We start from the raw sequence: 23270 nt of genomic DNA, 5'->3' as shown, positions 1-23270 counted from the left end.
CCGCCTGGCCGGCAGCGGCATGGGCAATGGACCGGCACGGGGCCGGCCATTGCCTTTTTTCTTCCTGCCGATTCCGCCGGCGGAGCGGCGGCATCGGGGTATTGCTTCAGGCGGATCCGCTTAGAAGCGGAAGCCCACTTCGGCCTTCACCTGACGCGGGGTACCGATCACATCGCCGGTCTCGTTGTAGCTCACCAGCAGCTTGCCATCGCTCTTCACGTAGTTCAGGTTCGAGAAGTTGTCGAAGTTGAGCACGTTGATGATGTCGATACGCGCATACAGCTCGGTATCGCCGGCCAGCTTGAAGGTCTTGGTCGCCTGCAGGTCCAGCGAGCGGTAGCCGAAGATCTTGCCACCGAGCAGGAAGCGGCCATTGCCACCCGGAGTACCCGCGGCCGGAGTCGGCAGGCAGTTGGCAGTGCCAGCCTGCGCGATGCAGGACCAGTCATTGCCCGGGGTAGGCGTGGCCAGGGTCAGCTTGCCACCAAAGGTGATGCCCCAGAAGCCGTCATACGAGCCGGTGACCACCAGGCGATGGCGCGGCGCGCCGTTGGACTTGATGGTCGGGTACTCACCGATGGTGCCGCGATCGAACGAGTAATGCTCGTTGATGTTTCGGTTGTGACGCGCGTTGGTCCAGGTATAGGCGATCGAGGTGCCCCAACCGCTTTCCTTGCTGTACGGCTTCTGCGCCGACAGCAGCACCTGGGTGGAACGGGTCTTGATGCCCTGCTGGCCGATGATCAGGCTGCCGAAGCCCGGAATGTTGCAGTTCCACGGCTGGCCGTAGGTCGGCTCCTTGGCACCACACAGCATCTGGTTATCGAAGAAGTTGCCGTTGTTGAAGCGGTTGCCCAGGGTGAAGGCGAACCCATCATAGGTCAGCGTGCGAGAAATCGTCGCGTCGGTCAGCCACTCACCGAACTGGTTGCTCATGCCCAGGCTGAACTGGTCGGCGTACGGCACCTTCATGTTGTTGTTCAGCAGATCGACTTCCATGCCTTCATTGCTGGTGGAACCCAGCAGTGCCTGCACGTTCTCGATGCCGTTCATCAGGTTCGGGTTCCAGTCAAAGCACGGAGTCTGGCCGTACATGCAGTTGCCGGTGGCCGGGTTGCGGAAGTAAACGGTCGGCTGCGGCAGTGCCAGCTTGGTGGTTTCCAGTGCCAGGTTGTCGAACAGGTCGCGGTCATAGGAACGGCCGGCGCCACCATGGAACACGTGCCGTTCGTCGGCATTGACGTCATACGAGAAGCCCAGGCGCGGCTGCCAGGCGTTCTTGAAGTTCTTGCGGTTGTGGCCGGTGCTGATGTAGTCGTTGACGTTCAGCCCGCTGAGCGCCAGCGTCTGCGCATAGGTCTGGGACACGCCCGCCGGCGCGTTCGGATCCTGCGAGAACAGCGCCTTCACTACCTCCGGCGGGGTCACGAAATCGGTGTAGACCGGGTTCTTTTCGTAGTCCCAGCGCAGGCCGATGTTCAGCTGCAGGTGATCGTTGACCTGCCAGTCATCCTGGATGAACAGGCCAATCTGCTTGACCTTGGCACGCACCTCGGACTGCACGCCGGTGACGCCGGTGCTGGCCTTGGTGAACTGCGCCTTATACGGCGTGCTCGAGGGGAACGCCGGGTTGTCGATGGTGTAGGAGAACTGAGGGTTGATCTGCGCCGCGTCGGAAGCGTACAGGTCGATCTGCTTGTACTTGGCGCCCATCTTGATGGTGTGGTCACCCGCCCACTGCAGGCCGTCCAGGGTCAGGTTGTCCTCGATCGCCCAGCCCTTCTGGCCCTTCACCTGCGAGGCGAAGGCATCAGCCGCGCCAACCTGGACGAGTGTCTTCTCCTGCGGGCGGTTGGCGTCCGAGTCGCCGAAATCCGGTGCGGTGTAGATGATGCCGTTGCCCATGGTCAACGGCAGCGGATTGTTGAAGGCCTCCTCGTGGGTCACCATCAACTCGTTGTAGAAACGCTCACCGCTGTGGTTCCAGCGCAGCGCATAACGGCGGTCGGTGTTGTCCACGACCTTGCCGTGTACCTTCGCGGTCTGGCCACTGAACTGCTGCTGGGTTTCGTCGCGGTCCTGGAAGGTCAGTTCGATGCGATCGTTGTCAGTCGGCTCGAAGTCGATCTTGGCGAAGATCAGGTCCTGCTGGAACGGCTGGCTGGCCGGGCCGAGACCTGCGAGACCATCGGCGGGCAGATTGGCGGCCGACGGAGTGACGGCACCGTCCGGCGCGATGGTCACCGGCAGATCGAAGCGCTTGGCTTCGTAGGTGACGAAGAAATGGGCCTTGTCCTTGATGATCGGGCCACCCAGCGCGAAGCCGTATTCCTTCTCGGCCGAGTCTTCCTTGCTCTTGCCCGGCTGGCGTTCGGCCGGGGTCATCGCACGCATGCTTTCGTTGGTATAACGGTAGAAGGTCTCACCCTTGAACTCGTTGGTACCCGACTTGGTCGCAGCCGTGATCGCGGCGCTGGACACCTGGCCGTACTCGGCCTTGTAGTTGCCGGTGATGACCTTGTACTCACCGATGGCCAGCTGCGGGAACGGGTTGCCCGCACTGCCGGACTGGCCGGAGATGCCGCCACCCTTCACGTAGCTCTTCTGGCCCACACCATCGATATAGACGTTGGTGCCGTCGGAGTTGGTGGCACCGCCACGCAGCGAGGTGTTGCCCTTGGCATCGCGGGTGAAGATCATGCCCGGCACCGCGTCGGCGAACTCCAGGAAGTTGCGCGAGACCTGCGGCGTGGTCTGGATCTGCTGCAGGCTGACGGTCTTGCCGACTTCGGACGTGCGCACTTCCTGCAGCAGGGTCGGTGCGACAACGTTGACGGTGTCCAGGTTGGTGGCCGCGGTCGAACCCGGGGTGCTGCTGGCGGCACCGGCGAAGTTCAGGGTAGCAGTCGAGGCCACAGTGACGGTGACCTTCTGCGACTGGCCGTTGGCGACCACGTCATAGGTGCCCGGGTCCAGGCCCATCAGCGAGTAGCTGCCATCGGCACGGACGGTGCCGCGACGGACGGTGCCTGTGGCCAGGTTGGTGGCGGTCACTTCGGCGCCGGCCTGGGCGCCGGAAACCTGGCCGCGCAGGCTGGCATTGGCCGACTGCGCCATGACGTTCGGAGCGGCGGCCAGCATCAGGCAGCTGACCAGTGCGGTGCTCAGCAGCCGGCGCGCCGGCGTGCGGAAGGTGGTGTGCATCATCAACTCAATCTCCGGGTGGCGGTAACCGCTCGCGCGGTCCCTGCGATCAATCAAAAAAGAAGGAACGCCTCTGGCTTCAATGGCCCGATGGCGGAGTGGTGGAATCGCGAACTATCAAGCGGGGAACCAGGGTCTGCTTGTCCCCTGTCCCGTCCGTGGAGGTGCCGTCCATCAACTGCAGCAGGCGCGTCATGGCCCGGTCGCCGAGCTCGGCGATGCTGACCTGCATGGTGGTCAGCGACGGGTGGACGAAACGCGCCAGTGGAATGTCATCGAAACCCGCCAGGGCGACATCGGTCGGAACACGGACACCGGCCTGCGTGAATGCATACAGGCATCCCAGGGCCATCATGTCGTTGGCGGCGAACACGGCATCAGGCAGCGCTCCGGCTGCCAGCAACTCCTGACCGGCGCGATGGCCGGAAGCTTCGTCGAAATCACCGGGCAGCTCGATGCCCTCGGCGCCACCGCCAAAAGCCGCCAGCGCGTCACGGAAGCCGCGCAGGCGCTCGCGCGCGTCGAAGTTGAGATCCGGGCCAGAAATGAAAGCGATGCGACGGTGGCCGGCGTCAAGCAGATGGCGGGTCATCGCCATCGCACCGGCATGGTCGTCGATGCTCAGCACCGGGTGGTCCTGCCCGGGCAGATAGGTGTTGATCAACACCGTCGGCAACGACTGCGGCAGGTTGTCGGTCAGGAAACCGGGGCTCTCGGCATAGGGCGAGAGCACCAGCAGGCCGTCGACGCGGCCGCGCATGGCGCGCAGGGCCGCGCCCTGCTGCTCCTGGTCACCGTGGTAGCTGGACACCAGCAGGTGCTGGCGACGGCTACGGGCGACATTGTCGATGCCACGCATCAGTTCGGAGAAGAATTCGCCGTACAGGTCAGGCAGTACCACGCCCACCGTATTGGTGCGGCGGCTGCTCAGGCTGCGGGCGGCGGCGTGCGGGGTGTAACGCAGCCGTGCGGCCACCTCCAGCACAAGCTGGCGGACCGGTTCGGCGACATTTTCATGCCCGTTGAGCGCGCGGGAAACCGTGGCCACGGAGACCCGGGCTTCGCGAGCGACGTCTTTGATTGTGATAGCTGCCTTGTTCACGAAGCCGCCCTCCACGGCTTGGACCTACCAGCATTGGCGCGGAATGTAAGCGTTTCCATCTGGGCTTGTAAACAGTCCGTTAGGCGAATGTCCCGAAATGGACATGGAAATCTGTCTGCAGCGAGCCCCCGCAGGGACCCGCCAGGACAGCGTGGGACAAGGGCTCAGCCCTGTTCTGACGGGGTCTGCGCGCGGATGGACAACGCGTGGATATCGGTCTCCATCATCGTCCCCAGCGCGGCGTACACCGCGCGATGCCGGGCCAGCGGGCCCAGTCCGGCGAAGCGTTCACTGACCACATGTACGTTGAAATGGCCGCGGCCATCGCGCGCACCGGCATGGCCGGCGTGGCGATGGCTGTCGTCCTCGATCTCGAGCACGCTCGGCGCCAGCGCATGCTGCAGCGCATCACGCATTCGCGAGATCCGTTCCGCGTTCACGGCAACACCTTCCGGAACGGTCGCACCTGCACGCGGGTGTAGACGCCGGCGGCCACGTACGGGTCGGCGTCGGCCCAGGCCTGGGCCTGCAGCAGCGACTCGAACTGCGCGATCACCACCGAGCCGCTGAAACCGGCCGGGCCGGGGTCTTCACTGTCCACCGCCGGGCAGGGGCCGGCCAGCAGCAGGCGTCCCTCGTCGCGCAGCGCGTGCAACCGCGCCAGGTGTTCCGGCCGCGCCTGCAGCCGCTGCGCCAGCACATCCTGGCCGTCATACCCTTCGATCACATACCACACCGGCATTTCCTCGCTTGCGTTGTCGGGTCCGCAGATTCTAGCCAATGCGGCCCCTGCCCCGGCCCGGCTGGACACTGGCGCAACAAAGGCTTACCCTAGACTCCATTGCATGTGGCTGGATGCAGCAGCCCGTCGGTTTTTGCGGCCAACGCAGCCCCCGACGACCGTCCCGCTGCTTCAAACCGGACCACCTGGCCGGGCCACGTAGACGACCTCCCCGTAGTTCCGTCGCTGCCGTTTCCTGCGGCGCGTCCTGCTGTTTGATATGTGTGGAATCGCGCCGATCCCGGCGTGTCTGGTGCCCTGGGGCTCCGTGGCGTTGGCCCGGCGAACCCGGTGCCGCGACTGGTCCGTTGCAATCCTGATGTCCATTAGATGACTTCCGAACTCGCGCTCGACGCGAACCCGCCAACCCGGCCGCCCGCCCCCCAGCAGCAGGAAATGCCGCTGGCCGTGGTGCATGGGCAACCGGTCCTGCAGATTCCGCAGGACCTGTACATTCCGCCGGACGCGCTGGAAGTCATCCTGGATGCCTTCGAAGGCCCGCTGGACCTGCTGCTGTACCTGATCCGCCGCCAGAACCTGGATGTCCTGGACATTCCCGTCGCCGAGATCACCCGGCAGTATGTGGAATACATCACCGTGATGCGCGAGCTGCGCTTCGAGCTGGCCGCCGAGTACCTGGTGATGGCCGCGATCCTGGCCGAGGTGAAGTCGCGCATGCTGCTGCCGCGCCCGGTCAGCGAGGAAGGCGATGAGGCCGACCCGCGCGCCGAGCTGGTGCGCCGGCTGCAGGAATACGAACGTTTCAAGCAGGCCGCCGAGGACATCGACGCCCTGCCCCGCCAGGACCGCGACACCAGCCTGGCCCATGCCTTCATGCCCGAACGCGCTACGGTGAAACTGCCGCCGCCGGTGGACCTGAAGGAGATGCTGCTGGCGCTGCACGACGTGCTCAAGCGCGCCGAGCTGTTCAGCGGCCACGCCATCAAGCGTGAGGCACTGAGCGTGCGGCAACGCATGGGCGAAGTGCTGGGACGCCTGGAAGATGGCAAGTTCTATCGTTTTGAAGGCTTGTTCACGGCCGAAGAAGGCAAGCTGGGCGTGCTGGTCACGTTCCTGGCGGTGCTGGAACTGGCCAAGGAACAGCTGCTGGACATCGTCCAGGAAGAACCGCTGGCGCCGATCTACGTGAAATCGCTGGCCGCCGGCAACACCAACGCCCCGCTGCAGTTCAGCAGCGAGTTCGACGACAACGACGCCGCCAATGCAGACGAGTGAGCGCTGACTGCCGATGGATCAATTGCTGATCAACCGCATTGTCGAAGGTGCGCTGCTGGCCTCCAGCCAGCCGCTCACCCTGGCCCAGCTGAAGGACCTGTTCCCGGAAGAGGAACCGGCACCGCCGGGCAGCATCGAACGCGCACTGGAACGCCTGCGCGAAGCCTGCGAAGGCCGCGGCGTGGAACTGGTCGAGGTCGCCTCCGGCTTCCGCTACCAGGTCACCGGCGAAGTGCATGGCTGGATCAGCCGGCTGTGGACCGAACGCAAGACCCGTTACACCCGCGCCACCCTGGAAACCCTGGCGCTGATCGCCTACCGGCAGCCGATCACCCGCGGCGAGATCGAGCAGGTGCGCGGCGTGGCGGTCAGCAGCAACATCATCCAGGCGCTGGAAGAACGCGAGTGGATCCGCGTGGTCGGCCACCGCGACGTACCCGGCAAGCCGGCGCTGTTCGGCACCACCAAGGGCTTTCTGGATTATTTCGGCCTGAAGCGATTGGATGAGCTGCCGCCACTGTCGGAACTGAAGGACCTGGGCGAGCTGGAACCCCAGCTGTCCCTGGACCGCGATGCACCGGCAACGGCAAGCGCCGACGGTCCTGACATCTCGGCCGGCGACGAAGGCGCTGCCGCGAACGATGATGCCGGCCTGGCCGGCAGTGACACCCCCGATTCCGCCGACGCAGCCCCTGCGCCGGCTTCCGATGAGCAAGCACCTTCGCCCCTCGATGATGGGCACCCCGATTCCGCGCCGGGCGAGCGCGCGGTGCCAGTGAACGAACGCGAAGACAACGCCGTCGCGATGACGACCGTGGCTGTTGACCAAGCCGATTCCGAACCAGAGGCCGACCCCGAAACCGTCGGCCGGAGCAAAACTGATGAGTGACACCCCTCGCAAGCTGTCGTTGAACAAGCTCTCGCTCAAGCGCGAAGCCACCTCCGAACAGTTCAAGTTGGAAGAACGCCTGCACAAGGTGCTGGCACAGGCCGGCCTTGGCTCGCGCCGCGCGCTGGAACAGCGCATTGCCGAAGGCCTGGTCAAGGTCAACGGTGAAGTCGCGCAGACCGGCATGTCGGTCAAGAGCGGCGACAAGATCGAACTGGATGGCCGTGGCTTCGTCGCCACCGCCCTGGCCGAGCCGTCGCGCGTGCTGGTCTACAACAAGCCGGAAGGCGAAGTGACCACCCGCGATGATCCGGAAGGCCGCCCGACCGTGTTCGAATCGCTGCCGCCGCTGAAGGGCGCGCGCTGGATCGCGATCGGCCGCCTCGACATCAACACCACCGGCCTGCTGCTGGCCACCACCGACGGTGAACTGGCCAACGCCATGATGCACCCGTCGTTCGAGGTCGAGCGCGAATACGTGGTGCGCGTGCGCGCGCCGGAAGGCGAGGAAAAGGTCTCCGACGCCATCGTCGACCGCCTCACCCGTGGCGTCGCGCTGGAAGACGGTCCGGCCAAGTTCGACGAGATCGAACGCATCGGCGGCACCGACTCGCACGACTGGTTCCGCGTCGTGGTGAAGGAAGGCCGCAACCGCGAAGTGCGTCGCCTGTGGGAGTCGCAGGGCTGCCAGGTCAGCCGCCTGAAGCGCACCCGCTACGGCAAGGTGAGCCTGCCGCGCGAACTGGCCCGTGGCCATTCAGTGGAACTGGGCACCGCGCAGGTTGAAGCCCTGCGCGCGCAGCTGAAGCTGGAAGAAGGCGCACCGTCGGCACTGACCCTGCAGCCGGTGATCGGCCAGCGCCGCGCCGCCAAGACCACCGTGCGCGTGCGCGAAGGTGGCCGCGGCAACGCCTACGTCAACGGCCACAACACCGCCGACGAAGGTCGCGAGCTGCGTCGCTTCGACAACGTGCGCGAAGACCGCGGCCGTGGTCGCGGCGGCAAGGGCGGCGGCTTCAAGGGCGGCCTGACGGTCAGCGGCGAAGCGGCAGCCAAGCAGTCGCAGAAGCCGTTCAAGCAGCGTGCCCAGAAGAACGACCGTTCGCTGCCGGAAGGCAATCCGGCCGCGTTCCGCACCTGGTACGTGCCGGATGGCGTGAGCACCGGCCCGAGCGGACATCGCAATGCCGGTCCGGGCGCACGTGGCCCGGGTGCCCGTGGTCCGGGCGCAGGCGGCCAGGGCCGTCCGTACGGCAAGCCGAAGGGTCCGGGTGCTGGCGCCGGTGGCGGCCAGGGCCGTGGCGGCTTCGGCGGTGAAGGCCGTGGCGGCGCAGGCGGCCAAGGTCGTCCGGCCGGCGCGGGCAACCGCTCGCAGGGCCAGGGCAACAAGCACCCGTACGGCCATCCGGGCAATGCCCCGAGCTTCCCGTCCGACCACGCCACCCCGGGCTTCAACCCGTATGGCAGCCCGAAGCCGGCGCAGGGCGCCCGTCCGGGCGGTCGCGGTCCGGGCGGTGGCAACAACCGTGGCCCGGGCGGTAACCGTGGTCCCGGTGGTCCGGGTGGCAACCGAGGCCCGGGCGGCCCCGGTGGCAACCGCGGTCCGGGCGGCCCGCGCCGCAGCGGCCCGCGCGGCGGCTGATCAGCGATCCGACTGAAATGAAAAACCCCAGCTCCGGCCGGGGTTTTTCTTTAAAAAGGGGACGGAGGGGATTAAGTCGTTTTTGCCACGGCGTGTGTCGAAGGGGCGAAAGCGACTTAATCCCCTCCGTCCCCTTTTGCGTGGCGCTGGAACGCGGCGGGTGTGGTGCCGGTCATGCTGCGGAAGAAGGCGATGAACGGGCTCTCGGCGGAGAAGCCGGTGTCCTGCGCCACATGCGCGACGCGATGGCCGAGCAGCAGCAGCTCCATGGCCCGCATCAGGCGCCATTGCTGGCGCCAGGCCTGGTAGCTCATGCCGGTATCACGCTGCATTAGCCGGCCAACGGTACGCACGCTCAGGTCCACACGCGCGGCCAATTCGCCCAGTTCGGGCGGCAACTGTTCGGCCAGCGGCAGACAACGTGCGATCCGCGGATCACGCGGCAGAGGCAGGTCCATCGGCGCCACCGGTGCAGCGACGATTTCCAGCACGCACAACGCCAGTTGATGGTGTGCGCGCGGCGACTGCCAGTCATGGTCGAACGGTGCCTGCGCGATCGGCTCCAGCAAGGCCTGCAGCAGCGGACCCACGCCGATGATGGCCGGCTGGCGGGGCAGCTGGGCCGACAGGGTGGCGTCGAAGTACAACGAACGGTAGTCGACCGCCTGGCGCATCTGCGCGCGATGGCGCAGCCCACCCGGAATCCACGCTGCGCGCGCGGGCGGCAGCAGGCTGACGCGATCACCATAGGTCAGGCGCGTACAGCCCTGCCGGGTGTACAGCAGCTGCGCGCGCGCATGCTGGTGCCAACCCGAGTCGTGATCCGCCAATGAGGCCGCGATACCCAGCACCGGAGCGCCCCAGGCATCGGCGTCGAAGTGTGCATCCGGCTGCAACCAGGCCATGTCTTATTTCATGTATTCGATGACAGGATATACAGAGTGCGCCATTGCGGACGCGACCACAATGCGCGGCCCTGTTCCTGGAGCGCCCGCATGTCGCGCCGCCTGTTGCTGCTCACCATTGCACTGCTGATGTTTCCGCAGTTGGCACAGACCCTGTACAGCCCGGCCCTGGCCGATCTGGCCGAACGCTTCGCCCTGCCGCCGAGTGCCGCCAGCCAGGCCATGAGCCTGTACCTGTTCGGCTTCGCTGCAGGCGTGCTGCTGTGGGGGCGTCTGGCCGATCGTATCGGTCGTCGCCCTGCCCTTCTCTGTGGCCTCGGCGTTTTCGCAGCGGGCGCATTGGGCGGGCTGGTGGCTGGCAGCTTCGGCCACGTGCTGCTGGCCCAGGCGTTGGCCGCAGTCGGCGCCGCCGCCGCTTCGGTGGTGACCCAGACCGTGCTGCGCGACCATCTGCAGGGGCCAGCGTTGGCCCAGGCATTCTCCTGGATCGGCATGGCCCTGGCCCTGAGCCCGGCCATCGGTCTTGCACTGGGCACGCTGCTGGTCGCCGCCAATGGCTATCTCGGCGTACAGTCCGGCCTGCTGCTGATAGCTGTCCTGCTGGCAGTCGCATGCCTGGCTGGCCTGCGCGAAAGCCGCCCTGCACATATCCCGCACACGCCCATGCTGCCGCTGCTGCGGGAACTGCTGCACGATCGCTGGATCTGGTCACACGCGTTGCTGGTGATGGCCTTCAACGTGGCGATGTACAGCTGGTATGCACTCGGCCCCTTCCTGTTTGCGCGCCTGCACTGGCCAGCCACCTGGTTCGGCGCCAGCGGCGCGGTGCTGGCATTGGGCTCGGCACTGGGCGCGTGGGGCAATGGCCGCCTGCTGCGTGCAGGCGTTGCCGCAACCACGCGCATCCGCATCGCCGCAGGCCTGGTTCTGACGGGAGGCCTGCTGGCCGCGCTGCTGCATGATCACCCTGCCCTGGTCGCGGCGATGGTGCCGGTGGTGACTGGCTTCGGCCTTGCCATTCCCAATGTGCTCGGCCAGGCCCTGCGCGGCTATCCACACTGTCTCGGCAGCGCAGGCGCGCTGTTCGGCCTGCTTTACTACCTGTTGATCGGCGCGGCAATGGCGTTGGTCGGTGCAGTGCAGCTGCTGGCACCGACCCTCATCGTGTGTGGCCTGCTGGCCTTGTGGCTGCAGCGGGATCGGTCAGTCGACGGCGGAAGGCCTGGCTGCCGATCGCAACGATGAAAGACTCGCTCCTGCTGCCACGCGGGCAGCAGTGGCCCCGAGGTCCCTGCCCCGGGGCCTGGATCAGAGAACAGCGGGTTACTGCACGTTGATCACTTCGTCCATCGGCGCGAGGAAGTTGCCAGGACTGTTGCGCGACGCTGAGATCACATAGGTCCCGGGTGTTGCGATGGTCGCGGTGCAATGGCGGATGGGCGTGGTGTTGCCACCGTCGTAATTGTCATTGGTACGGCACAGGAACTGACCATTGGCATAGACCGAGAAATTACTCGTTCCATCCACCTGGCCGCCGCCTGTGATGTAGATTTCCGACGGCGAGCCAGCCACACGCGGCAGGGTGCCGATCTCGAATCTGGCCGTCACCGGATGCGGCAACAGGCTAGGACACGGCACAACGAGTCCGCTGTCAGACAGGCAGACCTCGGCGTGGGCGATGGCGGGCGTGGCGATGAGGGCCACGAGCAGCACGGACGTTCTGAACTCCATTCCAGCGTCTCCAATGATCCCAGCAGAATCGCTGGGACGTCCCTGTTAGGCATTGCGGGGTTACTGCAGGGTCAAGGAAACGTAAATGCATGAGCGCCCACAGCATCGGATGGCCGCAGGATCCCCTGTGGGCGGCGCGTTTCACGCCTCCACTGCCGTTGGAACCCATCCCTGACCGATGACCTCATGTCGATGCAGGATGCTCACCGTCGCGCGGCACTTTTCCAGCGCGGATCGACGCTCACACCGCATGTTAGGAATTGCTGCAAACACAAGGCATTGTGCGCCACGCCCGGAATTCACATCAGGACGCTGGCTATCGTGCGCGCTCTCCCACACCAGGCAGATGCCCATGATCACCATTACCGCCGAACAGGCACGCGCCAACGCCGATGCCGCCAAGCGCCCGATCGAACAGTTCTACCGCGACCTCGACAACTCGATCCAGATCGGCTCGGAGAATGGCCGCCGCTATCTCGTGTTCGGCTTCAGCCAGGTGATGGCCAGCGAGCAGCTCGTCGAAGACGTGACCGCACAACTGCTCAAGAATGGTTTCAGTGTCGAACGGTTGTTGAGCGATTCCGAACAGCACTACATCCGCATCAGCTGGGGATCTGCCGAGCCGTCGCGCCTCAGCGCCGGCTGAGGGTGAACGCGGTGCCGTCCACGCCCAGGTCCCAGCCCTTGCCGGTACCGGACAGGGCCAGCGAGATATCACCCTTGGTCATCACCTGTGCGTTACTGGACTTCACCGCACCGGCATGCGCGCCGACCGAGGCATAAGTACCCAGCAGTTCGTTGACGCTGACCGCGCCGGTGAAGCTGCCACGCCCGTTGGTGATCTTCGACTTGCCCACGGTCAGGCCGCCGCCCTTCATCTGGATGCGCACCGGCATGCTGGCGCCGTTGCTGCAGGTGACCGTGCCATTGCCGGAGGCGGTCTTGTAGATCAGCGACCAGCCGGAGAGGTTGTAGCGCAGCTCGCAGTCGAGGTTGCCGGCGGCGTGCGCGGCCGGGGCCAGCGATGCGGCGGACAGCGCCAGCAGCAGGGCGAAGGACGTGTTCATGGCAGGACTTCCAGTTCGGTCGGACTGGCGGCGAATCTAGCAGCGCGCGCGTGCACGTTGAATGCAGGCGCGCGCGCTGGTGCGGCGGCGTTCAGGCCGTCGCTCAGGCCTGCTCGTCCAGGTGGAAGGCATCGGCATCAAGCATCGCCGGAAAGCGCGCGCGGTGTGCGGCCAGCGCCTCGGCCGAGATGGTGGTGGTGACCACCTGTTCGCGCTCGCGGATTTCCACCTGTGGCTGGCCGAGGAAGTCGATCACCGCGCTGTCACCGGCGTAATGCAGCTGGTTGCCATCGACGCCGACACGGTTCACCGCGGCAACGAAGCACAGATTCTCGATCGCACGTGCACGCAGCAGTGTCTTCCACGCATAGGCACGTGCCGACGGCCAGTTGGCGACGAAGATCTGCAGGTCGAAATCCAGCTGCTGTGGACGTTCAACGTTGTAGCGGTTGCGGCAGAACACCGGGAAACGCAGGTCGTAGCAGACCTGCGGATTGATCCGCCAGCCCTTCCATTCCACGCTCAGGCGCTCGCGACCGGCCGCATAGCGCTCGTGCTCGCCGCCATAGCGGAACAAGTGGCGCTTGTCGTAGTACTGCAGCTCGCCGTCGGGCGTGGCGAACAGCAGGCGGTTGTAGACGCCCTCGCCCTCGCGCAGCTGCACGCTGCCGATGACCGCCGCGTTCAAGGCCTTGGCCTGCTCGCGCACCCAGGCCACGGTCGGGCCGTCCATGCCTTCGGCCTGGGCGATGGCGTCGTTGGAGAAGCCACTGGTGAAGGTCTCCGGCAGGATCACCAGGTCGGTGGTGCCCGCCAGCGGTGCCAGCAGCGCGCCGTAGTACTCACGGTTGCCCGCCGGGTCATGCCAGCGGGTGTCGCCCTGGACGAGGGAAATGCGCAGGTCCTGCATGTTCACGCCTCCGCTCAGAGCAGGCGCAGGCGTTCGATCGCCGCGTCCATCGTTGCTTCATTCTTGGCGAAGCACAGGCGCACCAGGCGCTGGCCGGCCGGCGGGTTCTCGTAGAACGGCGACAGCGGAATGGCAGTGACGCCCTTCTCGATGGTCAGCCACTTCACGAACTCATGGTCCGGCAGGTCGCTGATGGCCGAGTAGTCGACCAGCTGGAAGTAACCGCCCGGCACCGGCAGCGCCTTCAGCCGGGTGCTGGCCAGCTGTTCGCGGAAGCGATCGCGCTTGGCCTGGTAGAACGCACCCAGCTCCAGGTGGTGTTCGGGCTCATCGCGGATCATCGCGGCGAAGCCGTACTGCGCCGGGCCGAAGCTGGTGAAGGTGTTGTACTGGTGCACCTTGCGGAACTCGGCGGTCAGCGCCGGCGGGGCGATCGCATAGCCGATCTTCCAGCCAGTGCAGTGGTAGGTCTTGCCGAAACTGGAGATGACGAACGCGCGCTCGCGCAGTTCCGGGTAGCGCAGCGCCGACTCGTGGCGGCGACCGTCATAGATGATGTGTTCGTACACCTCATCGGAGATCAGATAGATCTGCGTGCCGCGCAGCAGCTCGGTCAGCGCCTGCATGTCCTGCGCCGACAGCATCGCACCGGACGGATTGTGCGGGGTGTTGACGATCAGCATGCGGGTACGCGGGGTGATCGCCGCACGCACGCGGTCCCAGTCGACGGCGAAGGTCTGCGGATCCAGCGACACATGCACGGCCTTGGCGCCGGCCAGATCGATCGCCGGTTCATAGCAGTCATACGCCGGGTCGAGCACGATCACTTCCTCGCCCGCACGCACCACAGCGTGAATAGCGTTGAAGATGGCCTCGGTGCCGCCGCTGGTGACAGTGATCTCGCTGTCCGCATCCACCTGCGCGCCGTAGCAGTCCAGCGCCTTCTGCGCGATGGCCTGGCGCAGCGGCGCCACGCCCGTCATCGGCGGGTACTGGTTCAGCCCGGCGGCCATCGCCCTGGCAGTCTCGTCGACCAGGCGCTGCGGCGCCGAAAAGTCCGGGAAACCCTGGCCCAGGTTGACCGCGCCGTGTTCGGCAGCGAGCTGGGACATCACGGTGAAGATCGTGGTACCGACTGGGGGCAGATTGGTGTTGGGTTGCATCGGCTGGGGTTTTTGGGGAGACCGGCCCCTTATTTTACGAAATCCCTGCTTGGGTTGGGCCGGCCGCGGGCCGCCAACCCGGGACTATCTGCGACGCTTGGTCGCGCCTGCCGGCCAGCGGCCGGCACTACCGTATGCATTCACCGCTACAATTGCCGCCGCACTCCGGCATGAAGACCCTGCCCCTTGAACACCCCTGCATTGCTGGCCGCCAGCGGCCTGAGCTTTTCCCGCAATGACGAGCCGGTGTTCGGCCCGCTGGACTTCCATGTGGACGCCGGCGAAGCCCTGCTGGTGCAGGGCGGCAATGGCGCCGGCAAGACCACCCTGCTGCGCGTGCTGGCGGGCCTGGCCCGGCCTGGTGCCGGGCAGGTGCAGATCGATGGCAGGCCGGCCGGCAATGCCGAGCGCGCGCGTTACGTCGCCTACCTCAGCCACCTGCCCGCATTGAAGCCCGATCTGGACACGCTGGAGAACCTGCATTTCCTGTGCGGCCTGCACGGCCGTCGCGCACGGCAGATGCCGGGCAACGCGCTGGCCATCGTCGGCCTGGCCGGTTATGAGGACACTCTCGTTCGGCATCTGTCCGCCGGACAGAAGCGGCGGCTGGCACTGGCACGCATCTGGCTGTCACCGGCGCCGTTGTGGCTGCTCGACGAACCCTATGCCAACCTCGACCTGGAGGGCATCACCCTGGTCAACCGGATGATTTCCGCGCATCTGCGTGCCGGCGGCGCTGCACTGGTCACCACCCACGGCGCCTATGCCGCACCACCGGTGCGTACCCGCCAGCTCGACCTCGGCGGTACCGCATGATCGCGCCAGGCACCGAACCGGGCCTGTGGCAGACCGCAGCGGCCCTGCTCAAGCGCGACCTGCGCCTGCTCTGGCGCCGCCGCGGCGATGCGCTGCAGCCGCTGCTGTTCGCGGTACTGGTGGTGGTGCTGTTCGCGCTCGCCCAGGGCCGCGAACCGCAACTACTGGCCGCCACCGCCGGCGCGGTGCTGTGGCTGGCCGTGCTGCTGGCCGGCCAGCTGTCACTGGATTCACTGTTCCGCTCCGATGCCGAAGACGGCTCGCTGGAGCAATGGCTGCTGGCGCCGGTGCCGCTGGCCTGGCTGGTGCTGGTGCGCGTGCTGCTGCACTGGGCCACCACTGCGCTGCCGCTGATCGTGGTCAGCCCGTTGCTGGCCGAAATGCTGCATCTGCCGCATGACCAGCTGCCGATGTTGCTGGCATCGTTGCTGCTGGGAACACCGTTGCTGAGCCTGATCGGTGGCGTGGTCGCTGCACTGACCGTAGGCATCCGGCGCTCTGGTATTCTCGTGGCGTTGCTGTCGTTGCCGCTGTACGTGCCGGTACTGGTGTTCGGTGCAGGCAGCCTGGCAGCGGCGGGACGCGGACAGGATCCGGTCGGTGCGCTGCTGATGCTGGGCGCCGGTCTGCTGGTCGCGCTGGTGCTGGCGCCGTTGGCCACCGCCGCTGCAATACGTATTTCTCTGAGTTGACCGAGCTGAGAGCCAATCCACCCCTGCTGGATAGCCGCCACGCATGAATCCGATTGTCCGCTGGTTCCACCAACTCGGTTCGCCTCCCACGTTCGACCGTTTCGCTGCCCGCTGGTCGCGGGTGTTCTACCTCGCGGCGGTGCCGGTGCTGCTGGTCGGCATATGGCAGGCGCTGCTGGTGGTGCCGCCGGAAGCCAAGCAGCTGGACAGCTTCCGCATCCTCTACATCCACGTGCCCAGTGCCTGGATGAGCCTGTTCGTGTTCGCGCTGATGGCGCTGTATGCCGCCATCGCGCTGATCTGGCGGATCAAGGTCTGCGAGATCCTGGCCATGGCCTGCGCACCGATGGGTGCCGGTTTCACCCTGATCACCCTGTTGACCGGCAGCATCTGGGGCAAGGGCACCTGGGGCACCTGGTGGGACTGGGACCCGCGCATGACCAGCGAGCTGGTGCTGCTGTTCCTGTACCTGGGCGTGATCGGCCTGTACCACGCCATCGAGGACCGCCGCAGCGCCGCACGCGCAGCCGGCCTGCTGGCCATCGTCGGCGTCAGCCTGCTGCCGGTGATCCGCTATTCGGTGGACTGGTGGGGCGGCCTGCACCAGCGCCAGTCGATCAACGTGTTCGGTGAATCGGCGATCAGCAGCGCGATGATCGCGCCGCTGTGGTGGATGGTGATCGGCACCAAGTTCTGGTTCGCCGGTTCGGTGCTGGCCAAGGCCCGTGCCGACAATCTCGACCGCGAGGCCGGCAAGGCCTGGGTCGGCGGCCGCGTCGATGCCGCACGTCCGGCCGGGGAGGCCCAGCCATGACCCACCTGCCCTATGTGATCGGCGCCTACGCCGTGTTCGTGCTGGTACTCGGCGCCGATGCCATCGGTTCGTGGCTGCGCCTGCGCGTGGCACGCCGGTTGGCGCTGGCACGCCAGCAGCGGCAGCAGACCCGCGCCGTCAAACAGGACGCTGCGGCGCCGCTGTCGACGGAGCTGGAACGATGACGCCGGTACAACGTCGCCGCCTGGTCTGGGTACTGCTGGCCCTGCTCGCCTCCGGGCTGGCCACCGCGCTGGTGGCGATGGCGCTGGAACGCAACATCGCCTACCTGTACACGCCTTCGGAAGTGCTGCGCGGCGATGTCGATGCGCAGTCGCGGTTCCGCCTGGGCGGCATGGTGGTGAAGGGCTCCTTCAACCGCCCGGTCGGTTCGCTGGAAGCACGTTTTGAAGTGACCGACGGCGATGCCCAGCTGGCGGTGACCACGTCGCGGATCCTGCCGGACATGTTCGCCGAAGGCACGGCGGTGGTTGCCAGCGGCCGCCTGCAGGACGATGTGTTCGTCGCCGACGAGGTGCTGGCCAAGCACGATGAGAAGTACGTGCCGAAGGAAGTGGCCGACAAGATGGGCGACGCACATCGCAAGCACGACGTGCCGGTGACGGCACCCGAGGTGCGCTGAGTGCTGCCCGAACTGGGTCAGATCCTGCTGCTGTGCGCGTTGCTGGCCTCGCTGCTGCAGGCCGGCCTGCCGCTGGTCGGCGCGCAGCGCAACAACAACGCGTGGATGGCGGTGGCACGACCTGCCGCGTTCGCGCAGCTGCTGCTGGTCGCCGGCGCGTTCGCCGTGCTGACCGCTGCGTTCGTGCAGCAGGACTTCTCGGTGCGCTACGTGGCCGAGAACTCCAATTCGCTGCTGCCGATGATCTACCGCTACTCGGCGGTGTGGGGCGCGCACGAGGGCTCACTGCTGATGTGGGCACTGGTGCTGGCGCTGTGGACCGGCGTGGTGGCGCTGTTCTCGCGGCACCTGCCGGCACCGGTGCAGGCGCGTGTACTGGCGGTGATGGGCATCGTCAGCGTCGGATTCCTCGCCTTCCTGATCTTCACCTCCAACCCGTTCCTGCGCCTGAATCCGGCCCCGCTGGAAGGCCGTGATCTCAACCCGCTGCTGCAGGACCCCGGGCTGATCATCCACCCACCGATGCTCTACATCGGGTATGTCGGCTTCGCGGTGCCGTTCGCATTCGCCGTGGCCGCGCTGCTGGAAGGTCGTGTCGACGCACGCTGGCTGCGCTGGACGCGGCCGTGGACCAACGTCGCCTGGGGCTTCCTGACCCTGGGCATCGCGCTGGGCAGCTGGTGGGCCTATTACGAGCTGGGCTGGGGCGGCTGGTGGTTCTGGGACCCGGTGGAAAATGCCAGCTTCATGCCGTGGCTGGTCGGTGCGGCACTGATCCATTCGCAGGCGGTCACTGAGAAGCGCGGCACCTTCGGCAGCTGGACCCTGCTGCTGGCGATCGCGGCCTTCGCGCTGTCGCTGCTCGGCACCTTCCTGGTGCGCTCCGGTGTGCTGACCAGCGTGCATTCGTTCGCTGCAGATCCGTCGCGCGGCCTGTTCATCCTGGTGTTCCTGTCGGTGCTGGTCGGCGGCAGCCTGCTGCTGTACGCGCTGCGTGCCAGCCAGCTCAGCGTGGACGCCGACGATCCGCGCCGTGGCTTCACCGCCACCTCGCGCGAGACCCTGCTGCTGGCCAACAACCTGCTGCTGGCCACCGCCTGCGCGATGGTGCTGCTCGGCACACTGTATCCGTTGCTGGCCGATGCACTGTCGCTGGGCAAGATCTCGGTCGGCCCGCCCTACTTCGGCAGCCTGTTCCTGCTGCTGATGGCACCGATGATCCTGCTGCTGCCGTTCGGCCCGCTGGTGAAGTGGCAACGCGACCAGCCCTCGCGCGCGTTCGCGCTGCTGGCACCCTGGCTGGGGCTGGCGGTGCTGCTGGGTGCGCTGGCCTGGTGGCAGGCGCCGCAGAACGGCTGGAAGGCCGGTCTCGGTGTCGCTGCCGCGGTCTGGGTCGGCTTCGGTACCGCACGTTTCGTCTGGCAGCGACTGCGCGGCAATGGCCGCTTCACCGCCGAAATGCTCGGCATGATCGTCGCCCATGCCGGCATCGCCGTGTTCCTGGCCGGTGCGCTGCTGGTGGAAGCCCTGAACGTACAGCGTGAAGTGGCGCTGGCACCGGGCCAGCAGGTGGTGGTCGGCCGCCACGAAGTACGCTTCGAGGGCGTGGACCATCGCGAAGGACCGAACTTCATCGCCGACCGCGGCCACCTGCGCGTGTTCCGCAACGGCCGCGAGCTGGCCCTGCTGCATCCGGAAAAGCGCCAGTACGCCAGCGGCGGCCAGGTGATGACCGAGGCCGGCATCGATGCACGCCTCGATGGTGATGTCTACGTGGCATTGGGCGAGCCGCTGGGCAACAATGCATGGGCGGTCCGGGTGCACATCAAGCCGTTCGTGCGCTGGATCTGGCTGGGCGCGCTGTTGATGGCCCTAGGCGGATTCATCACCGCCGCCGACCGCCGCTTCCGTCGTCCGTAGGAGTTTCCATGTCCGAGTCCCCCGCCCCGCGCCCCTCCCGCCCGCTGCCGCCGGTAGCCATCGTGATCGGCGTGCTGTTCTTCTTCGGCCTGCTCGGGCTGATGATCTACGGGGTGATGAAATCGGGCGATCCGCAGCGCGACGTGCTGCCATCGGCGCTGATCGACAAGCCGGCGCCGGCGTTCGCGCTGCCGGTGCTGCACGACCCGGAAATGATCGTGCACAGCGACGAACTGCGCGGCGCGCCTTACCTGTTTAACGTGTGGGGCAGCTGGTGCGCGGCCTGCCGCGAGGAACACCCGGTGCTGACCCGTTTCGCCGAGAGCAAGCGCGTGCGCGTGATCGGCTACAACTGGAAGGATGAACCGACCGATGCCCTGCATTGGCTGGAACAGCTGGGCAACCCGTTCATGGTCGTGCTCAGCGACGTGGAAGGCCGCACCGCGATCGACTGGGGCGTGACCGCGGCACCTGAAACCTTCCTGGTCGATGGCAGCGGTGTCGTGCGCTGGAAGTACAGCGGTGCGATGACCCAGCGCGTGGTCGACGAGAAGCTGATCCCGGCACTGGAGAAGATCGAGAAGGCCCAGGGCAATGCCGGCAGCACGCTGCACACGGCGCCCTGAGCCCATGCGCTGGCTGCTGGCATTGCTGCTTCTGATGCTGCCCCTGGCCGTGCTGGCACAGCAGCCGTTGCATGATCCGCAGCCACTGCAGTTCCGCGATGGCGCCGAAGAACGCCGCTTCCACGACCTGGCCGCGCAGCTGCGCTGCGTGCAGTGCCAGAACCAGTCGTTGGCCGACTCGAACGCGCAGATCGCGCAGGACCTGCGCCGCGAGGTGCTGCAGCTGATGCAGCAGGGCCGCGACGACGCACAGATCAAGCAGTTCCTGGTCGCGCGCTACGGTGAGTTCGTGCTCTATCAACCGCCTCTACAGCCGGGCACCTGGCTGCTGTGGGGCGGTCCGCTGCTGGTGCTGGGCGCCGGCGCGCTGGTGGTACTGGGCATCGTCCGCCGCCGTGGCCGCACGGTTGCTGCCGCCCCCGCCAGCAAGACCGATGAAGGAGACGGATGGTGAGCCATTGGCTGCCGATGCTGGCTGGACTGGTGGCCGCACTGATGGCGGCGCTGGTGCTGTGGCCGCTGCGCCACCACGGTCGCCGCGGTTTCGTGGTGGGTGTGCTCGCGCTGGGCGTGTCCGGTGCCTGCCTGTATCTGCTGGTTGGTGATCCGCGTGCAGCACAGGTACAACCAACCCCGTCGGTAGCCACCCTGCGCGATGGCGTGCAGGCCCTGCAGGATGCACTGAAGCGAGACCCGCAGCGAGCCGATGGCTGGACGCTGCTGGGCCGGTCGCAGGCCGAACTGGGCAACGCCGCAGCCGCAGCGGATGCCTTCGCACGTGCTGCCGCTCTCGCCCCGGAAGACCCCGGCGTGCTGGTGGAAGCGGCGCAGGCACGTGCGCAGGCCGATGCCGGCAAGCAGTTCGATGACACCGCGATGGCCTGGTTGCAGCAGGCTCGTGCGCTGGCGCCCGATGCAGAGCGCGCCAGCTGGCTGCTGGGCATCGCCCTGCGCCAGCGCGGAAAGAATGCCGAGGCTGCCGACATCTGGAGCGGCCTGCTGCCACGGCTTGAGCCCGGCGCCGCGCAGGCGCTGCAGGCGCAGATCGCCATCGCCCGTGAGGCCGCCGGCCAGGCGCCCGATGCTGCCGCTGCGGCGCCACCGGCGCTGCTGCAGGTGCGCGTGCAACTGCCTGCGCTGAACAACGCCGAGTGGCCCGCCAGCACCCAGGTATTCGTGCTGGCCCGCGCCGTGGGTGGACCGCCGATGCCGGTGGCCGCACGCAAGCTGCCTCTGGCCGGTTTCCCGGCCACGGTCGGGCTGGGCGACGCAGACAGCCCGATGCCGACCGCACCGTTGTCCGCGCATCGCGAAGTGGAAGTGCTGGCACGCATCTCGCGCAGCGGCAGTGCCAACCGCGGCGAGGATGACCTGCAGAGCGTGCCGGTGAAGGTGAGCCTGCCGCATGAAGGCGTGGTGGAGCTGCGGTTCCCGTAGTGCCGGCCGCTGGCGGGCAACCACGTGGGCGCATCCAGATTCATGAGGTTGCCGGCCAGCGGCCGGCACCACCGGGTGCATCGCCGATGGAAACCAGCGTGTCGCCAGCTCCACATGCGGCCCCGCTAGAATGGCTGCATGACCGAATTCATCCCGCCCGGCACCCGCTTCCACGCCCTGCCCTCGCCGTTCCCGTTCAAGCGCGGTGGCGCCCTGCATGGCGCACGCGTGGCCTACGAAACCTGGGGAACGCTGGCCGCCGACGCCAGCAACGCGATCCTGATCGTGACCGGCCTGTCGCCGGATGCACACGCCGCTGCCAATGACGCCAACCCCGCAGTGGGCTGGTGGGAAGGCATGGTCGGCCCCGGCAAGCCGATCGATACCGACCGCTGGTTCGTGGTATGCGTGAATTCGCTGGGCAGCTGCAAGGGCTCGACCGGTCCCGCCTCGCTCAACCCGGCCACGGGCCAACCGTATCGCCTCGACTTCCCCGAGCTGTCGATCGAAGACGGCGCACGCGCCGCCATCGAAGTCGTGCGTGCCCTGGGCATCGAACAGCTGGCCTGCGTGGTCGGCAATTCAATGGGCGGCATGACCGCACTCGCGGTACTGATGCTGCACCCGGGCATTGCGCGCAGCCACGTCAACATTTCCGGCAGTGCGCAGGCACTGCCGTTCTCGATCGCGATCCGTTCGCTGCAGCGCGAGGCGATCCGCCTTGATCCACGCTGGAATGGCGGCCACTACGACGATGCCGAGTATCCCGAGTCCGGCATGCGCATGGCGCGCAAGCTGGGCGTGATCACCTACCGTTCGGCACTGGAATGGGATGGGCGCTTCGGCCGCGTGCGGCTGGATTCGGACCAGGCCGACGACGATCCGTTCGGCCTCGAATTCCAGGTGGAAAGCTATCTGGAAGGCCATGCACGGCGCTTCGTGCGCTTCTTCGATCCGAACTGCTATCTGTACCTGAGCCGTTCGATGGACTGGTTCGACCTGGCTGAGTATGCCGACGGCGACGTGCTGGCCGGGCTGGCGAAGATCCGGGTGGAGAAGGCGCTGGCGATCGGCGCCAACACCGACATCCTGTTCCCGGTGCAGCAGCAGCAACAGGTCGCCGACGGCCTGCGCGCCGGCGGTGCCGATGCGCGCTTCATCGGTCTGGAGTCGCCGCAGGGCCATGACGCCTTCCTCGTCGATTTCGAGCGTTTCGGCCCGGCCGTGCGCGGCTTCCTCGACGCGCTGTAAGTGGCATGGCGGCGTAACCTCGCGCTGGCCGCATTCGGTGCGTTGATCGCACTGACGGTCAGCGGCGTGCTGCCGCTGTGGCTGGGCGGTTGGTGCCTGCTCGCCAGCGCAGTGTCGTTCGGCCTGTACGGCCACGACAAGCGCGCGGCGCAGCGAAAGCAGTGGCGGATTCCCGAGCGCACACTGCAGTTGCTGGCCTTTGCCGGCGGTTGGCCGGGCGCGCTGCTGGGCCAGGCGCTGTTCCGCCACAAGCATCGCAAAGCCGGATTCCAGTGGGTGTTCTGGCTGTGCGTGCTGGCCAACGTGGCCTCGATCGCGGTGATGCTGCGCGAGTTCTCGCGGTAACCCTTCGAATGGGTAGTGCCGGGCGCGGGGCCGCCCATACCAAAACGAAAAAAACACCCAGAAGTTTGCGGCCCCCCGCCGGCCCACCCCAACAAA

Annotated in this window: 25 protein-coding genes; 16 read left to right on the top strand and 9 right to left on the bottom strand. The window is 66.8% G+C overall.

All coding sequences use genetic code 11. From position 1 onward, the window contains the following. Positions 1 to 120: 120 nt before the first annotated feature. From ABE423_RS08025 to ABE423_RS08010, 4 genes are all read right to left on the bottom strand, one after another. Positions 121 to 3207: a TonB-dependent receptor gene (locus tag ABE423_RS08025; protein WP_049401101.1), complete on the bottom strand. Its 3087-nt coding sequence runs from the start codon at positions 3205 to 3207 to the stop codon at positions 121 to 123. Between the two features lie 76 nt (positions 3208 to 3283). Beyond that, entirely contained in the window at positions 3284 to 4321 is a 1038-nt protein-coding gene (locus ABE423_RS08020) for a LacI family DNA-binding transcriptional regulator (RefSeq protein WP_032129774.1), read from the bottom strand. A gap of 149 nt (positions 4322 to 4470) precedes the next feature. After that, positions 4471 to 4722, bottom strand: a complete 252-nt coding sequence (locus ABE423_RS08015; protein ID WP_032129775.1) for a BolA family protein — start codon at positions 4720 to 4722, stop codon at positions 4471 to 4473. Positions 4723 to 4742: 20 nt separating this feature from the next. Next, the gene (locus tag ABE423_RS08010) at positions 4743 to 5042 is read right to left on the bottom strand and encodes a YciI family protein (RefSeq protein ID WP_032129789.1); all 300 of its coding nucleotides are present in this window, start codon (positions 5040 to 5042) and stop codon (positions 4743 to 4745) included. 375 nt (positions 5043 to 5417) lie between these two features. On the opposite strand from ABE423_RS08010, the gene ABE423_RS08005 reads away from it, so the two are divergent. The 3 genes from ABE423_RS08005 to ABE423_RS07995 are packed head-to-tail and all read left to right on the top strand — an operon-like array spanning position 5418 to position 8854. Then, positions 5418 to 6323 (top strand): ScpA family protein, encoded by a 906-nt coding sequence (locus ABE423_RS08005; protein ID WP_006456456.1) that lies wholly within the window; start codon positions 5418 to 5420, stop codon positions 6321 to 6323. Between the two features lie 13 nt (positions 6324 to 6336). Further along, the gene (gene scpB / locus ABE423_RS08000) at positions 6337 to 7212 is read left to right on the top strand and encodes an SMC-Scp complex subunit ScpB (protein ID WP_125894427.1); all 876 of its coding nucleotides are present in this window, start codon (positions 6337 to 6339) and stop codon (positions 7210 to 7212) included. Beyond that, the gene (locus ABE423_RS07995; protein ID WP_049401107.1) at positions 7205 to 8854 is read left to right on the top strand and encodes a pseudouridine synthase; all 1650 of its coding nucleotides are present in this window, start codon (positions 7205 to 7207) and stop codon (positions 8852 to 8854) included. Before scpB ends, ABE423_RS07995 begins: the two co-directional genes overlap by 8 nt. A 116-nt stretch (positions 8855 to 8970) precedes the next feature. Here the strand turns inward: ABE423_RS07995 and ABE423_RS07990 are convergent, their stop codons facing one another. Next, on the bottom strand, positions 8971 to 9759 hold the full coding sequence (locus tag ABE423_RS07990; protein WP_125894429.1) for a helix-turn-helix transcriptional regulator: 789 nt from the start codon (positions 9757 to 9759) through the stop codon (positions 8971 to 8973). A 90-nt stretch (positions 9760 to 9849) separates the two neighbouring features. Here ABE423_RS07990 and ABE423_RS07985 point away from each other — a divergent pair, with 90 nt between their 5' ends. Next, positions 9850 to 11004, top strand: coding sequence for an MFS transporter (locus ABE423_RS07985; protein WP_293797782.1), 1155 nt, complete (start codon positions 9850 to 9852; stop codon positions 11002 to 11004). A gap of 78 nt (positions 11005 to 11082) precedes the next feature. Here ABE423_RS07985 and ABE423_RS07980 read toward each other — a convergent pair whose 3' ends face one another. After that, complete coding sequence (locus ABE423_RS07980) at positions 11083 to 11472, bottom strand: hypothetical protein (RefSeq protein ID WP_230080608.1); 390 nt, start codon at positions 11470 to 11472, stop codon at positions 11083 to 11085. A gap of 370 nt (positions 11473 to 11842) precedes the next feature. Here ABE423_RS07980 and ABE423_RS07975 point away from each other — a divergent pair, with 370 nt between their 5' ends. Then, positions 11843 to 12136 (top strand): hypothetical protein, encoded by a 294-nt coding sequence (locus ABE423_RS07975; RefSeq protein WP_125894433.1) that lies wholly within the window; start codon positions 11843 to 11845, stop codon positions 12134 to 12136. Here ABE423_RS07975 and ABE423_RS07970 read toward each other — a convergent pair. The 3 genes from ABE423_RS07970 to ABE423_RS07960 form a co-directional block, all read right to left on the bottom strand. Beyond that, positions 12123 to 12557, bottom strand: a complete 435-nt coding sequence (locus ABE423_RS07970; protein ID WP_032129781.1) for a hypothetical protein — start codon at positions 12555 to 12557, stop codon at positions 12123 to 12125. The two genes, ABE423_RS07975 and ABE423_RS07970, sit on opposite strands and share 14 nt — an antisense overlap. 103 nt (positions 12558 to 12660) lie before the next feature. Further along, positions 12661 to 13467 carry an amidohydrolase gene (locus ABE423_RS07965; RefSeq protein ID WP_125894435.1) on the bottom strand — a complete coding sequence of 269 codons (807 nt, stop codon included), beginning with the start codon at positions 13465 to 13467 and terminating at the stop codon, positions 12661 to 12663. A 14-nt stretch (positions 13468 to 13481) separates the two neighbouring features. Next, the gene (locus ABE423_RS07960; protein WP_346485673.1) at positions 13482 to 14630 is read right to left on the bottom strand and encodes a pyridoxal phosphate-dependent aminotransferase; all 1149 of its coding nucleotides are present in this window, start codon (positions 14628 to 14630) and stop codon (positions 13482 to 13484) included. A gap of 186 nt (positions 14631 to 14816) precedes the next feature. Here ABE423_RS07960 and ccmA point away from each other — a divergent pair, with 186 nt between their 5' ends. The 11 genes from ccmA (at position 14817) to ABE423_RS07905 (ending at position 23174) form a co-directional block, all read left to right on the top strand. Continuing rightward, on the top strand, positions 14817 to 15446 hold the full coding sequence (gene ccmA, locus ABE423_RS07955; RefSeq protein ID WP_032129784.1) for a heme ABC exporter ATP-binding protein CcmA: 630 nt from the start codon (positions 14817 to 14819) through the stop codon (positions 15444 to 15446). Next, complete coding sequence (ccmB, locus tag ABE423_RS07950; protein WP_032129785.1) at positions 15443 to 16138, top strand: heme exporter protein CcmB; 696 nt, start codon at positions 15443 to 15445, stop codon at positions 16136 to 16138. The genes ccmA and ccmB overlap by 4 nt, the downstream gene beginning before the upstream one ends. 43 nt (positions 16139 to 16181) lie before the next feature. Next, entirely contained in the window at positions 16182 to 16952 is a 771-nt protein-coding gene (ccmC, locus tag ABE423_RS07945; RefSeq protein WP_125894439.1) for a heme ABC transporter permease CcmC, read from the top strand. Continuing rightward, a complete protein-coding gene (locus tag ABE423_RS07940) occupies positions 16949 to 17137 on the top strand; it encodes a heme exporter protein CcmD (RefSeq protein WP_032129786.1) in 189 nt (62 codons plus the stop codon). Before ccmC ends, ABE423_RS07940 begins: the two co-directional genes overlap by 4 nt. Next, on the top strand, positions 17134 to 17595 hold the full coding sequence (gene ccmE / locus ABE423_RS07935) for a cytochrome c maturation protein CcmE (RefSeq protein WP_032129787.1): 462 nt from the start codon (positions 17134 to 17136) through the stop codon (positions 17593 to 17595). Before ABE423_RS07940 ends, ccmE begins: the two co-directional genes overlap by 4 nt. Next, positions 17596 to 19515 (top strand): heme lyase CcmF/NrfE family subunit, encoded by a 1920-nt coding sequence (locus ABE423_RS07930; RefSeq protein ID WP_125894440.1) that lies wholly within the window; start codon positions 17596 to 17598, stop codon positions 19513 to 19515. A gap of 8 nt (positions 19516 to 19523) precedes the next feature. Continuing rightward, positions 19524 to 20141: a DsbE family thiol:disulfide interchange protein gene (locus ABE423_RS07925; RefSeq protein WP_125894442.1), complete on the top strand. Its 618-nt coding sequence runs from the start codon at positions 19524 to 19526 to the stop codon at positions 20139 to 20141. Between the two features lie 4 nt (positions 20142 to 20145). Next, on the top strand, positions 20146 to 20595 hold the full coding sequence (locus ABE423_RS07920) for a cytochrome c-type biogenesis protein (protein ID WP_032129419.1): 450 nt from the start codon (positions 20146 to 20148) through the stop codon (positions 20593 to 20595). Continuing rightward, entirely contained in the window at positions 20589 to 21578 is a 990-nt protein-coding gene (locus ABE423_RS07915; protein ID WP_125894444.1) for a cytochrome C biogenesis protein, read from the top strand. Before ABE423_RS07920 ends, ABE423_RS07915 begins: the two co-directional genes overlap by 7 nt. Positions 21579 to 21716: 138 nt before the next feature. Then, on the top strand, positions 21717 to 22829 hold the full coding sequence (locus ABE423_RS07910; RefSeq protein WP_125894446.1) for a homoserine O-acetyltransferase: 1113 nt from the start codon (positions 21717 to 21719) through the stop codon (positions 22827 to 22829). After that, positions 22830 to 23174 (top strand): DUF1294 domain-containing protein, encoded by a 345-nt coding sequence (locus ABE423_RS07905; RefSeq protein WP_049401133.1) that lies wholly within the window; start codon positions 22830 to 22832, stop codon positions 23172 to 23174. Positions 23175 to 23270: the final 96 nt, after the last annotated feature.

Source organism: Stenotrophomonas sp. TWI1409, assembly GCF_039673015.1.
GTDB classification, from domain to species: domain Bacteria; phylum Pseudomonadota; class Gammaproteobacteria; order Xanthomonadales; family Xanthomonadaceae; genus Stenotrophomonas; species Stenotrophomonas maltophilia_A.
This window is presented reverse-complemented; position numbering and strand designations above follow the sequence as displayed.